This window comes from Pseudomonas sp. AF32, assembly GCF_022342325.2.
In the GTDB taxonomy this organism is placed as follows: Bacteria; Pseudomonadota; Gammaproteobacteria; order Pseudomonadales; family Pseudomonadaceae; genus Aquipseudomonas; species Aquipseudomonas uvaldensis.
Genome location: NZ_RQJK02000018.1, coordinates 130,865 through 143,239, shown reverse-complemented (window position 1 = coordinate 143,239; position 12,375 = coordinate 130,865). Strand labels below are relative to the sequence as shown.

12 protein-coding genes and 2 pseudogenes are annotated in these 12,375 nt (G+C 62.9%); 8 read left to right on the top strand and 6 right to left on the bottom strand.

What is annotated here, in order from left to right:
- Positions 1-286 precede the first annotated feature (286 nt).
- Positions 287-1,402 carry a Gfo/Idh/MocA family protein gene (locus tag EGM97_RS17975; RefSeq protein ID WP_238965272.1) on the top strand — a complete coding sequence of 372 codons (1,116 nt, stop codon included), beginning with the start codon at positions 287-289 and terminating at the stop codon, positions 1,400-1,402.
- A 179-nt stretch (positions 1,403-1,581) separates the two neighbouring features.
- Here EGM97_RS17975 and EGM97_RS17970 read toward each other — a convergent pair whose 3' ends face one another.
- The gene (locus EGM97_RS17970) at positions 1,582-2,994 is read right to left on the bottom strand and encodes an FAD/NAD(P)-binding protein (protein WP_238965273.1); all 1,413 of its coding nucleotides are present in this window, start codon (positions 2,992-2,994) and stop codon (positions 1,582-1,584) included.
- 16 nt (positions 2,995-3,010) lie between these two features.
- Entirely contained in the window at positions 3,011-3,574 is a 564-nt protein-coding gene (locus tag EGM97_RS17965) for a helix-turn-helix domain-containing protein (RefSeq protein WP_238965274.1), read from the bottom strand.
- 15 nt (positions 3,575-3,589) lie between these two features.
- Between EGM97_RS17965 and EGM97_RS17960 the strand changes: the two are divergent.
- A pseudogene (locus EGM97_RS17960) lies at positions 3,590-4,590 on the top strand (DMT family transporter).
- Positions 4,591-4,697: 107 nt separating this feature from the next.
- Here EGM97_RS17960 and EGM97_RS17955 read toward each other — a convergent pair.
- The 4 genes and pseudogenes from EGM97_RS17955 to EGM97_RS17940 all read right to left on the bottom strand — a co-directional run.
- Positions 4,698-4,808, bottom strand: a pseudogene (locus tag EGM97_RS17955) (bacteriocin immunity protein); the annotation flags it as partial.
- Positions 4,809-4,890: 82 nt separating this feature from the next.
- Positions 4,891-5,100: a bacteriocin immunity protein gene (locus tag EGM97_RS17950; protein WP_477788826.1), complete on the bottom strand. Its 210-nt coding sequence runs from the start codon at positions 5,098-5,100 to the stop codon at positions 4,891-4,893.
- Positions 5,078-5,794, bottom strand: coding sequence for a hypothetical protein (locus EGM97_RS17945; protein WP_477788830.1), 717 nt, complete (start codon positions 5,792-5,794; stop codon positions 5,078-5,080). Before EGM97_RS17945 ends, EGM97_RS17950 begins: the two co-directional genes overlap by 23 nt.
- A gap of 37 nt (positions 5,795-5,831) precedes the next feature.
- Positions 5,832-5,996 (bottom strand): hypothetical protein, encoded by a 165-nt coding sequence (locus EGM97_RS17940; RefSeq protein WP_343075412.1) that lies wholly within the window; start codon positions 5,994-5,996, stop codon positions 5,832-5,834.
- Positions 5,997-6,278: 282 nt separating this feature from the next.
- Here EGM97_RS17940 and EGM97_RS17935 point away from each other — a divergent pair, with 282 nt between their 5' ends.
- From EGM97_RS17935 to EGM97_RS17910, 6 genes are read left to right on the top strand one after another with little or no spacing between them, the layout of a single operon-like run.
- Positions 6,279-9,203 (top strand): monovalent cation/H+ antiporter subunit A, encoded by a 2,925-nt coding sequence (locus EGM97_RS17935; protein WP_238965275.1) that lies wholly within the window; start codon positions 6,279-6,281, stop codon positions 9,201-9,203.
- Positions 9,203-9,547 (top strand): Na+/H+ antiporter subunit C, encoded by a 345-nt coding sequence (locus EGM97_RS17930; RefSeq protein WP_053157256.1) that lies wholly within the window; start codon positions 9,203-9,205, stop codon positions 9,545-9,547. The genes EGM97_RS17935 and EGM97_RS17930 overlap by 1 nt, the downstream gene beginning before the upstream one ends.
- Positions 9,544-11,229 carry a monovalent cation/H+ antiporter subunit D gene (locus EGM97_RS17925; RefSeq protein WP_238965276.1) on the top strand — a complete coding sequence of 562 codons (1,686 nt, stop codon included), beginning with the start codon at positions 9,544-9,546 and terminating at the stop codon, positions 11,227-11,229. The genes EGM97_RS17930 and EGM97_RS17925 overlap by 4 nt, the downstream gene beginning before the upstream one ends.
- Positions 11,226-11,714 (top strand): Na+/H+ antiporter subunit E, encoded by a 489-nt coding sequence (locus tag EGM97_RS17920; protein WP_238965277.1) that lies wholly within the window; start codon positions 11,226-11,228, stop codon positions 11,712-11,714. Before EGM97_RS17925 ends, EGM97_RS17920 begins: the two co-directional genes overlap by 4 nt.
- Entirely contained in the window at positions 11,711-11,989 is a 279-nt protein-coding gene (locus EGM97_RS17915) for a K+/H+ antiporter subunit F (protein ID WP_047700910.1), read from the top strand. Before EGM97_RS17920 ends, EGM97_RS17915 begins: the two co-directional genes overlap by 4 nt.
- A complete protein-coding gene (locus tag EGM97_RS17910) occupies positions 11,986-12,339 on the top strand; it encodes a Na+/H+ antiporter subunit G (RefSeq protein WP_053157264.1) in 354 nt (117 codons plus the stop codon). Before EGM97_RS17915 ends, EGM97_RS17910 begins: the two co-directional genes overlap by 4 nt.
- Positions 12,340-12,375: the final 36 nt, after the last annotated feature.

Sequence of the window (12,375 nt, the reverse complement as noted above, 5' to 3'; positions counted from 1 at the left end):
AAGGGGCGGGACGAGAAGTCTCCCACGGTCCGTACTGGCTAGAGTCGGAATCGAGCTTTTAGTCCCGCCCACCCCTTCAAGTCTAAACATACAAGCGAGCCTGCTCGCGATGGCGTCGGGTCAGTCAATATTACTGTGACAGATACATCGCTATCGCGAGCAGGCTCGCTCCCACAAGGGATCCTCTGTGACCGCAAGAATGAATATTTATTCCAATATTTGCAATTAGCGAATATTTATTCCATAAAGAGCTCTCCTGAAAATAATTATTCAAAGGGCTCTACTCATGCATGACCTCGGCATCGGCCTGATTGGCACCGGCTTCATGGGCCGTGCCCATGCTTTGGCATTCAATAATGCCAAAGCGGTGTTCGACCTTCCCCTGAATCTCAAACTGGCGGCCCTGGCCGACGCCGATCCGCAGCGTGCCCGGCAATGCGCTCAAAGCTGGGGCTTCGAGGCGTCTCACAGCGAATGGCAGCAGTTGATCGACGACCCGAAGGTCAATCTGATCGCCATCACCACCCCCAACCACCTGCATTTTCCGATGGCTATGGCCGCCTTGGCGGCCGGCAAGGCGGTCTATTGCGAAAAGCCTCTGGCGGTTTCCCTGGCGCAGGCCGAGCAGATGCGGCCAGCGGCGCGGACGGCAGGCGTGGTGACGCGGGTCGGCTACAACTACCAGCACAATCCGATGATCCAGCTGGCGCGGGACATGATCCGGCGCGGTGAGCTGGGACAGATCATCAGTTTCCAGGGCGAATTCAGCGAGGACTTCATGGCCGATCCAGCCTCCCCCTGGTCATGGCGCTGCGAGGCAGCCCATGCCGGTGGGGCACTGGCCGACCTGGGCAGTCATCTGCTGGCGATGGCCCGTCATTTGGTGGGGGATGTAGAGGCGGTGTGCGCCGACAGCCAAACCGTGCACACCCAGCGCCCTGTGAGCACCGGCGCGTCCGAGCAACGGGTCATTGCGGTGGACGACCACGTCCACGCCCTGCTGCGCTTCAGCAATGGCGCTCAAGGCACGGTGAGCAGCAGTTGGCTCAAGCACGGCTACAAGAATCACTTGAGCTTCGAAATCAGCGGCACTCTGGGCACATTGGCGTTCGATCAGGAACGGCTCAATGAACTGCGGCTGTGCCGCGTCGGGCATTGCGGCTTCCAACGCCTCCTGGCCGGCCCGGAACTGCCGGGGTACGCAGCGTTCAGCCCGGCGGCGGGTCACCAGCTTGGTTACAACGAGTTGAAAACCCTGGAAGTCCAGGAACTGGTCATGGCGTTCGCCGGCCAGGGTGGCAGCGGAACGGATTTCGAGCAAGCCTGGGCAGTGGAGAGGCTGGCGGCTGCGATTCGCCTGGCGGCGCGGGAGCGGCGGTGGGTGACGCTCACTGAGCTGTAACCTCATTTAAGTGAACACGGCCCCTTGTGACAGGCCCCTTGTGAAGGTCCCTGTGGCGAGGGGATTTATCCCCGCTGGGTCGCGCAGCGGCCCCAAAATATGCCTGACACACCGAAAAAGCAGTTTTAGGGGCGCTACGCACCCCAGCGGGGATAAATCCCCTCACCACTAATTTTTGCTTAATTTCGATATTGGATTTGCAAGTCGGCCAAGCGCGCCGCCAATGCCTTGGCCTGGCTTGCCACGTCGGTCACGGCGGTGCTTTCCCACCACATCCCCCGCAACGGCGGGCCCATGGCAAACAAGCGGGCGGCGGGTTCGCTTCGGGCGTTGAGCACCGCGCCGTCAGGCCGGGCGGCGATGCCCAGGGCCAGCGGCCCCGGCTGGACCAGCCCTCGGGCCAGCAACTGTTGCGGCAGCGGTCGGGCCACGCGCCGCCAGTCATATTCAATACCGCTGGAGTTGATCAACGCTGCGCCCTGCACCACTGTCAAGCCGGCTTCTCCCCGGCGGCGGATGTGAATACCCACTGTGCCTTCGGGAGACGACGCCAGCCCCTTGAACGACGCCGCCTGGATCCGCAACCGCCCTTCCCCATGCAAACGCGCCACCAGCTCCGCGCTCAACGGCGGCGAACGGTGGTGATGACTTTCCCACCATGGCCGTACATGTCGGACGAATTGCCGACGCTGCACATCGTTGGCCTGGTTCCACAACCGCCCGATATGGGCACGCACAGTGTCCAACGGAGCCTGCCAATCGATGCCCTGGGCCTGGGCCTGGCGGCATTGTTCACGTAGGGCGCGCATCAACTGGCGTGGCGAACGCAGGCTGTGATCTTCAGCGAGGAAATCCACCCAGGCCGGCGGCTGGCGGCGCACGTGGGGCAGCAGGCCATGGCGGGAAAACACTTCGATCGGCCCGCGGTGCCCGGCCTGCTCCAGGGACACCACGGCGTCGACCATGGTCAGTCCCGAGCCGATGATCAACACCGTGGACTGCGGGTCGAGCTGGCGCATCGCAGCCACATCCCAAGGATCCAGGGCCGCGGCATTCAAACCGCTGGATTCGGTCTGCGGGGTGCGCGCCGCCGGGAACATCCCGGTCGCCAGCACGGCGAAACGTCCACGCAGGGTCTGACCGTCGTTCAGTGTCAGCCACACCGCGTCATCGACGAGTTGCAGATCGACCACCTCACCTCGCACATGCTCCGCTGTCGAGCCATTGCGTGCGCCCATCGCCCGGGCTTCGGCCAGGCGCTGCTGCACATACAGGCCAAACAGTCCGCGAGGCGGAAACAACTCGCTGACCGGCACGTGCTGCTGATCCGATTCGGGCCAGCCGCCGGCCTCCATGAACGCGGTGAGCCATTGAGTCAGGTCATCGGCATTGTCCGGGTCGACACTCATCCGTGCGGCGTTGCCATTCAACGTATGGCCCAATTCCACGGCGCTGTAGGCCTCGCCCCGACCCAGTTCGCTGCGCGGTTCGACGATCAGGATTTCCCGTCGGCCGGGCAAACGCAGCAACTGCGCCGCCAGCATGGCACCGCTCAGGCCGCCGCCGATGATCAGGATATCCGCTGTGTCCATGCCGCTCTCCCCGGATTCAAATCACCACATTGCGTACGAATATTGCCGCTACCGGGCCGTCGTTACGATAGGCATGGGGCTGGTTGCTGGCGAACATGAAAAACTCACCGGCGCCGATACGACGCTCTTCGTCGCCTAACAGTAGCGTCAGGCAGCCTTCGAACACATAGAGTTGCTCGCTCCAGCCATCGGCGTCGGGTTCGGAATGGTAATGCTCGCCGGGTTCGAGGCGCCATTCCCAGAGCTCGACCTCTCGGCTGGCCGTGGCCTTCGCCAGCAAGACGGCTTTGCTGCCGGGGATGGTACCCGCCCAGGCCAGCTCGTTGATCCGGCTCGGGTCGCGAGCGTCGGGAGCCTGGATCAAGTCGCTGAAGGCCACGTTCAACGCCTCGGCGACGCGATCCAGGGTGGTCAGGCTGACGTTCGTCTCGCCCGCCTCGATCGCCACCAACATCCGCCGACTGACCCCGGACAGTTCCGCCAGCGCGCTCTGGCTGAGCTGCGCGGCATGACGCAGGCGGCGGATGTTCTGGCTGACGTGTTGCAGGACGGAGGCCCGCGGGCCATTTTCTTTGTGCACTATATTGCTCATTTCATGGGGCTGCGCATTATACTGCCCAACTTCGGACGCATTGTGCGTCTGCCTCAAGTGGCGCGCAAGGCATGACATCCGTGAATTCCCCCCAGGCTCCTTCCCCTTTCCTGCGCCTCAGCAAAGCTGAGTGTGTGCTGGTGCTGATCACCATGATCTGGGGCGGGACCTTCCTGCTGGTACAGCACGCCATGACAGTCAGCGGGCCTATGTTTTTCGTCGGCCTGCGCTTTGCTGCCGCGGCGGCGTTTGTCGCACTGTTTTCCTGGCGTCACCTGCGGGACCTGACCCTGTTCGAGCTCAAGGCCGGGGTCTTTATCGGCGTGGCGATCATGCTCGGCTATGGCTTGCAAACCGTCGGCCTGCAGACCATCCCCAGCAGCCAGTCGGCTTTCATCACCGCGCTCTACGTTCCGTTCGTGCCGCTGTTGCAATGGCTGGTGCTGGGTCGTCGTCCAGGCTTGATGCCGAGCATTGGCATCATGCTGGCGTTCACCGGGCTGATGCTGCTGTCGGGACCTGCCGGCGCTTCGCTGAACTTCAGCGCCGGCGAAATCGCCACACTGATCAGCGCCATCGCGATTGCTGCAGAGATCATCCTGATCAGCACCTATGCCGGCCAGGTCGATGTACGCCGTGTGACCGTGGTGCAACTGGCAAGCACGGCGGTACTGGCGTTCCTGATGGTGGTACCGACCCAGGAAACGATTCCGCACTTTTCCTGGTTCCTGCTGTTCAGTGCCGTGGGCCTGGGGGCCGCCAGCGCGGCGATCCAGGTGGCGATGAACTGGGCGCAGCGAAGCGTGTCGCCGACCCGTGCCACATTGATCTATGCCGGTGAGCCGGTGTGGGCCGGCATCGCCGGGCGCCTGGCCGGCGAGCGGTTGCCGGCGATTGCCTTGTTTGGTGCGGCGTTGATTGTGGCGGCGGTGATTGTCAGTGAGTTGAAGATGCGGGGCAAAGAGATTGTCGAGGTGGATGGGGGGCTTGAGCGCGAGCAGTGAGGCGGGTCACCTGCAATGATGATGGAACCTGTGGCGAGGGAGCCAGGCTCTGTACGAAAAGTCTTGAGACGAAGGTCAGGCGAGGCTGTTTTCAACGCAGCATGAACGAGTATCAGTCGATCATGCTCTTCCTTGCCCATGTCGACATTCCAGATTCTCCCTACGAACGCCTGAAACTCGGCCTCTGTGTAATCCTGGAGTTTGGGTTTAAGTTCCATCCATGTTTTTCCTTGTATCAATTCCATGTCCGATGACGCACCTGTTCGAGACTGGTCGAGCAGATGCGTATGCGGGCTTGATCTACTCTGGCTTGAAGCCGGGTTTATTATTACGGGCGCGCCATTCCTTGACTTCCTTCAGGATTCCGGCAGGGCTGTCTTCCTGGCCCTCCTTGGGATAGAAGAGTACATCTGAGCCGTCAGGATGCTCAGTAATAAGTTCGAAATGGTCAACCAAGCTATTCAGATACTTTTCCAGCTCCTGCCCCTTAAGGTCGCTCGTATGGTGCAAACTCCCTCCCCCTCAACTGATCCGCAATCCTGTCAGGAATCGGCGCACCAGTCGTTCTCGCCGCTTCACCCAACCAGATGCCCGACACTGGCTGCCCAAACCCGAGCGCCACGCCAGGATCATCCCGCCGGTCATAAAACATCTCATCCGGCGAAGGCAGCTCCATATCCCCCGGATACCCGGGAATACTCGCATCGGTTTGCCCCGGATCAACAGCCGGAAACGTCTCGTTTTCCAGTAGGACCGGGATTACGGGTTTGCCGGGATAGTCCGGCGAAAGCGGCGGTGCAATCGGCGAGGTGGTCGGGCCGAGCTGTTCGATGCCCGGCGGCGCCAGGGGCGTTCGGGTGCCCGTGCCGATCGGTGGCGCCGGCCACGGTATAACGGCCGGGACGATGACCGGCCTGCCGTGCTCGATGTTTGGCGTAGTGATGCTGATACGGTCGAGGTCGAACGGATTTTCGCCCAGCTCCGCCCGAGCCTGATAACGCAGTTCGAACTCACGGCGTTCACCGACCCAGGTGCCTTTCGGCGCATAGGGCGCAAAACCTCGTTCGATGCGCTTTTGGTTGATGTCGTCTGCCCTGCCCCACAGCGTCGGATGCTCGGCGAGGGTTCGCCAAAGTGCTTGGTCGAAGGTGCTGAAGGACTGGAACGTCTGCGCCCGCATCTGCTGGCCGACTTGCTCTGGAATGGCCGCACCCCGGGGCTGGCTTGCCGTGCTCCACCAATCATTGGCAGCCCCCCGTAACGATGCCCGAGCCGAGGTCCGGCAAGTCGAAAGAGAAATAGCTCGGCACGCAGACGATGCAGTCTTGAATACGCAGATCCACGCCCGCCGGCAAGACCTCCACCTGAGCCGCCATTGCCGTCAACACCGGGAGACTTGCAGGCATCGCCTGGTTGACGACATCGGCGTTAAATTGCAGATGTCGAGTCGGTGAGCCGGGCACTTCAGCGTTGTAGAAGCCTGTCAGCGGGTCGCTTTGCCATACAGATATCCTTTTCTGTATGGCGCAGCATGGTGAAAGAGCTTTATCCGGGTGCGGTACATAGGTATCGCCCGGGACTTTTAGGAAAACGCCACCTACCTTGTAGGATTCTGCGACACCCTCGCGGTTGGTGATCTGGAATACGCCACGTATGATCCCTGCTATCCACCCGCCGAATAGAAGCCTATGTCCCTGATAGTTCTATTGCTTTTGCCCTTCCTCGGCAGTTGTGTCGCGGCGCTGTTGCCGCATAACGCCCGTAACGCCGAATCACTGCTGGCTGGCCTGGTCGCCTTGGCGGGCACGGTCCAGGTGGCCTTGCTGTACCCGCAAATCGCCGACGGCGGCGTGATCCGCGAGACCTATGCCTGGTTGCCCAGCCTGGGCCTGGATTTCGTGCTGCGCCTGGACGGCTTTGCCTGGCTGTTTTCGCTGCTGGTGCTGGGCATCGGCACGTTGGTGTCGTTGTACGCGCGCTACTACATGTCGCCGGACGATCCGGTGCCGCGTTTCTTCGCATTTTTACTGGCGTTCATGGGCGCCATGCTGGGGCTGGTGATTTCCGGCAACCTGATCCAGATGGTGTTTTTCTGGGAGCTGACCAGCCTGTTCTCGTTCCTGCTGATCGGCTATTGGCACCACCGCGCCGATGCCCGACGCGGTGCCTACATGGCGTTGATGGTGACCGGGGCCGGTGGGTTGTGCCTGTTGGCGGGGGTGATGCTGCTCGGCCATGTGGTGGGCAGTTATGACCTGGACCGGGTCTTGGCCGCCGGCAATACCCTCCGCGCCCACACCCTCTACCCGGTCCTGCTGTCACTGATCCTGATTGGCGCGCTGAGCAAAAGCGCCCAGTTCCCTTTTCATTTCTGGCTGCCCCACGCCATGGCCGCGCCCACTCCGGTATCGGCGTATTTGCACTCGGCCACCATGGTCAAGGCCGGAGTGTTCCTGCTGGCGCGGTTGTGGCCGTCGCTGTCGGGCAGCGAACAGTGGTTCTACATCGTTGGCGGTGCGGGTGCCTGTACGCTGATGCTGGGCGCCTACTGCGCAATGTTCCAGAACGACCTCAAGGGCCTGCTGGCCTACTCCACCATCAGCCACCTCGGCCTGATTACATTGCTGTTGGGCCTCAACAGTCCCTTGGCGGCGGTGGCGGCGGTGTTTCATATCCTCAACCACGCCACCTTCAAGGCCTCGCTGTTCATGGCCGCCGGGATCATCGACCATGAGAGCGGCACCCGCGACATTCGCAAGCTCAGTGGGCTGGTGCGGCTGATTCCGTTCACGGCAACGCTGGCCATGGTCGCCAGCGCGGCGATGGCCGGGGTGCCGTTGCTCAACGGTTTCCTGTCCAAGGAAATGTTCTTCGCCGAGACCGTCTTCATCTCCGCCACGGCCTGGGTCGAACTGTCACTGCCCATTATCGCCACCGTCGCCGGAACCTTCAGCGTCGCCTATTCCCTGCGCTTCACCGTGGACGTGTTCTTCGGCCCCACCGCCACCGACCTGCCCCTCACACCCCACGAACCGCCCCGTTGGATGCGGGCTCCGGTGGAGTTGCTGGTGTTTGCCTGCCTGCTGGTGGGGATCTTCCCGGCCCAAGTGGTCGGCTCCCTGCTCGCTGCCGCTGCGTTGCCGGTCGTAGGCGGTTCCCTGCCTGATTACAGCCTGGCGATCTGGCATGGCCTGAACGCGCCGATGATCATGAGCCTGGTGGCGATGACCGGCGGCATCGTCCTGTACCTGCTGCTTCGCAAACGACTCAAGCGCGGGCAGATCTTGCAGCCACCGCTCATTGGCCGGCTCAGCGGCAAGCGGCTGTTCGAGCGCAGCCTGGTGTTGATGATGCGCCTGAGCCGCCGGCTGGAACGGCAAATCAGCACCCGGCGCCTCCAGGCCCAACTGTTCCTGCTGGTGCTGGTCGCGGTTCTGGCCGGGTTGATTCCGATGTTGCACAGCACGCTGGTCTGGGGTGATCGACCGAAGATTCCCGGTTCCATCGTGTTCGTCATTCTCTGGCTGCTGGCCATTGCCTGCGCGTTGGGCGCGGCCTGGCAGGCCAAGTATCACCGGCTCGCGGCCCTGACCATGGTCAGCGTCTGCGGCCTGATGACCTGCGTGACCTTCGTCTGGTTCTCCGCCCCCGACCTGGCCCTGACCCAATTGGTGGTGGAAGTGGTGACCACTGTGCTGATCCTGCTGGGCCTGCGCTGGCTGCCACGGCGGATCGAGGACGCCTTGCCGCGCCCCAACAGCGAACGGCGTGCTCGCGTGCGTCGCCTGCGCGACTTGCTGCTGTCCTTCTCCGTAGGTGGCGGCATGGCGCTGCTGTCCTATGCGATGCTGACACGCCAGACCCCTAACGACATTTCTTCGTTCTACCTCAGCCGGGCCTTGCCTGAGGGCGGCGGCAGCAACGTGGTGAATGTGATGCTGGTGGATTTCCGCGGCTTCGACACCCTGGGAGAAATCACCGTGTTGGTCGCGGTCGCCCTGGCCGTGTTCGCCCTGTTGCGGCGTTTCCGGCCGCCAAAGGAAAGCATGCAGCTCCCGGCGCAGCAGCGACTGCTGGCACCTGACGTGGTCACCGACCTGGTCAACCCGCGTCACGCCAGTGACACAGCCCTGGGCTTCATGATGGTGCCGTCGGTGCTGGTGCGCCTGCTGCTGCCGATTGCCCTGGTGGTGTCGTTCTACCTGTTCATGCGCGGTCACAACCAACCGGGCGGCGGCTTCGTGGCCGGGCTGGTGATGTCGGTGGCGTTCATCCTGCAATACATGGTCGCCGGCACCCAGTGGGTCGAGGCGCAAATGAGCCTGCGCCCCCTGCGCTGGATGGGCACCGGGCTGTTCTTCGCCACGGTCACCGGTCTTGGCGCAATGGCCGTGGGTTATCCGTTCCTGACCACCCACACCTGGCACCTCGAGTTGCCGTTGCTGGGCGATATTCATGTGGCCAGCGCGCTGTTCTTCGACATCGGCGTGTATGCGGTGGTGGTCGGCTCGACCCTGCTGATCCTCACCGCCCTGGCCCACCAATCGGTGCGGGCCCACAAGCCGGGCCTGCAGGCCAAATCCACCGCACCCGTCACAGGAGCCGCCGTCTGATGGAAGAAGTCATCGCAATTGCAATCGGTGTCCTGGCCGCCTCCGGTGTCTGGCTGGTGCTGCGGCCACGGACCTTCCAGGTGGTCATGGGCCTGTGCCTGCTGTCCTACGGCGTCAACCTGTTCATCTTCAGCATGGGTAGCCTGTTCATCGGCAAGGAACCGATCATCAAGGATGGTGTGCCCCAGAATCTGCTGCACTACACCGACCCGTTGCCCCAAGCCCTGGTGCTGACTGCCATCGTGATCAGCTTCGCCATGACCGCATTGTTCCTGGTGGTGCTGCTGGCCTCCCGGGGCTTGACCGGCACCGACCATGTGGACGGCCGGGAGCCCAAGGAATGATGTTGACGCCTCACCTGATCGCCGCCCCCATCCTGCTGCCGCTGCTGACCGCCGCCTTGATGCTGATGCTGGGCGAAAAGCACCGTACGCTCAAAGCGCGGATCAACCTGTTCTCCACGCTACTGGGACTGGGTATCGCGGTGTTGTTGCTGCGCTGGACCCAGGACCAGGCCCTGCCCGCCTCCATCGGCGTCTACCTGCCGGGCAACTGGCAGGCGCCTTTCGGCATCGTGCTGGTGGTCGATCGCCTGTCGGCCCTGATGCTGGTGCTGACCGGCATTATCGGCTTCAGCGCCCTGCTGTTCGCCATTGCCCGCTGGCACAGTGCCGGGGCGAGCTTCCATGCGCTGTTCCAGATCCAACTGATGGGTCTCTATGGTGCTTTCCTCACGGCGGACCTGTTCAACCTGTTCGTGTTTTTCGAGGTGCTGCTGGCGGCTTCCTACGGGTTGCTGCTGCATGGCTCGGGCCGGGCACGGGTATCGTCGGGGCTGCATTACATTTCCATCAACCTGCTGGCCTCGTCGTTGTTCCTGATCGGCGCGGCGCTGATCTACGGGGTTACCGGCACCCTGAACATGGCCGACCTGGCGTTGAAAGTACCCCTCGTCCCCGAAGCCGACCGAGGCCTGTTGCACGCCGGGGCGGCCATTCTCGCCGTGGCGTTCCTGGCCAAGGCCGGTATGTGGCCGCTGAACTTCTGGCTGGTGCCGGCGTACAGCGCCGCCAGCGCGCCGGTGGCGGCACTGTTCGCGATCATGACCAAGGTGGGTGTCTACACGATCCTGCGCCTGTGGACGCTGCTGTTTTCCGGCCAGGCCGGCGCCTCGGCTTATTTCGGCGGCGACTGGCTGATTTATGGCGGCATGGCGACCATCGTCTGCGCCGCCATCGCCATCCTCGCGGCCCAGCGCCTGGAGCGCATGGCGAGCCTGAGCATCCTGGTGTCCGCCGGTATCCTGTTGTCGGCCATCGGCTTCGCCCAACCAAATCTTGTGGGCGCGGCGCTGTTTTACCTGGTGAGTTCAACCCTGGCGCTGTGTGCGCTGTTCCTGCTGGCGGAGTTGATCGAACGTTCGCGCTCGGCCAACGAACTGCCACTGGAAGACGATGTCGATGCGCTGCCCCGTCCTTTGGAATCCCTGGAACCGCCCAAGGGCACCAACCTCGATGATGAGCAGAAGGCCGTGGTCGGACAGGTCATCCCCTGGACACTGGCCTTCCTCGGCTTGAGTTTCATTGCCTGTTCGCTGCTGATTGTCGGTATGCCACCCCTTTCCGGCTTCATCGGCAAGCTGGGCCTGTTGAATGCGCTGCTCAACCCCCTGGGGCTTGGCGAAAGCGCCGGACAGTCCGTCTCCCCTCAGGCGTGGGGCCTGCTGGCCTTGCTGATCCTCTCCGGGCTGACCTCGCTGATCGCATTCTCGCGCCTGGGCATCCAACGCTTCTGGACCCCCAAGGAGCGGCCATCGCCTTTGCTGCGATCGTTCGAATGCCTGCCGATCATCGTGCTGCTGGGCCTGGGCATCGTGCTGACCTTCAAGGCCGAGCCGCTGCTGCGCTACACCCGGGAGGCCGCCGAGGCCCTGAACAACCCTGAACATTACGTGATGTCGGTGCTCGCCACCGGCGCCATCCCAAGCCCCGATGCCCGTGCCGCGTTACAGGAGGTGCAGCCATGAAGCGCCTGTTCCCCGCACCATGGCTGTCCCTGGCGCTCTGGCTGCTATGGCTGGTCCTGAATCTGTCCGTCAGCGCAGGCCATGTGTTACTGGGGGCGGCGCTGGGCTTTCTGGCACCGTTGCTGATGCGACCGCTGCGACCACGGCCCATTCGTATCCGCCGCCCATGGACGGTGCTTCGGCTGTTCCTGCGGGTGGGCTTTGACGTGCTGGGGTCCAACCTGGCCGTGGCCTGGGGCGTGGCGAACGCCGGACGCCGCCCGCCTCGCTCACGCTTCGTCAAGGTGCCGCTTGAGCTGCACGACGCCAATGGCCTAGCGGCACTGTCGATGATCACTACGGTCATCCCCGGGACCGTGTGGTCGGAACTGGCGCTGGACCGAAGCATCCTCTTGATGCACGTGTTCGATCTGGACGACGAAGCCTCGTTCATCGCCCACTTCAAGGCCACCTACGAGCGCCCCTTGATGGAGATCTTCCAATGAGCCCGCTGCTGTCGAACGCGATCCTGTTGAGCCTGTTCCTGTTCTCCCTGGCGCTGGTGCTGACCTTGTTGCGGCTGTTCAAGGGCCCCTCGGCGCAGGATCGGGTATTGGCCCTGGACTACCTGTACATCGTGGCCATGCTGATGATGCTGGTGCTGGGAATTCGTTATGCCAGCGACACCTATTTCGAGGCGGCATTGCTGATCGCCCTGTTCGGCTTTGTCGGCTCGTTCGCCCTGGCCAAATTCCTGCTGCGTGGCGAGGTGATCGAATGAACGGGCAATTGTCGATGTGGATCGAAGGCGCAGTGGCAATCCTGCTGGTGCTCGGCAGCCTGCTCGCCCTGCTCGGGGCAATCGGTCTGGTACGGTTGAAGGACTACTTCCAGCGGATGCACCCGCCGGCCCTGGCCTCGACACTGGGGGCCTGGTGCGTGGCGTTGGCCTCGATCGTCTATTTTTCGGCGCTCAAGTCCGGGCCGGTACTGCACGCCTGGCTGATCCCGATCCTGCTGTCGATCACCGTACCGGTGACCACCCTGCTGCTGGCCCGGGCGGCGTTGTTTCGCAAGCGCATGGCCGGGGATGATGTGCCGGCGGAAGTCAGTAGTCGCAGGAGCGAATGAGGTACCTTCAGGCCCCCTGGTAACGAGCAGTGTCGC

Bases quoted from the DNA above. Each gene is read 5' to 3' on its own strand.
- EGM97_RS17975 (WP_238965272.1), top strand. From the start codon at position 287: ATGCATGACCTCGGCATCGGCCTGATTGGCACCGGCTTCATGGGCCGT.
- EGM97_RS17970 (WP_238965273.1), bottom strand. From the start codon at position 2,994: ATGGACACAGCGGATATCCTGATCATCGGCGGCGGCCTGAGCGGTGCC.
- EGM97_RS17940 (WP_343075412.1), bottom strand. From the start codon at position 5,996: ATGCCTGCAAGTCTCCCGGTGTTGACGGCAATGGCGGCTCAGGTGGAG.
- EGM97_RS17935 (WP_238965275.1), top strand. From the start codon at position 6,279: ATGTCCCTGATAGTTCTATTGCTTTTGCCCTTCCTCGGCAGTTGTGTC.
- EGM97_RS17930 (WP_053157256.1), top strand. From the start codon at position 9,203: ATGGAAGAAGTCATCGCAATTGCAATCGGTGTCCTGGCCGCCTCCGGT.
- EGM97_RS17925 (WP_238965276.1), top strand. From the start codon at position 9,544: ATGATGTTGACGCCTCACCTGATCGCCGCCCCCATCCTGCTGCCGCTG.
- EGM97_RS17920 (WP_238965277.1), top strand. From the start codon at position 11,226: ATGAAGCGCCTGTTCCCCGCACCATGGCTGTCCCTGGCGCTCTGGCTG.
- EGM97_RS17915 (WP_047700910.1), top strand. From the start codon at position 11,711: ATGAGCCCGCTGCTGTCGAACGCGATCCTGTTGAGCCTGTTCCTGTTC.
- EGM97_RS17910 (WP_053157264.1), top strand. From the start codon at position 11,986: ATGAACGGGCAATTGTCGATGTGGATCGAAGGCGCAGTGGCAATCCTG.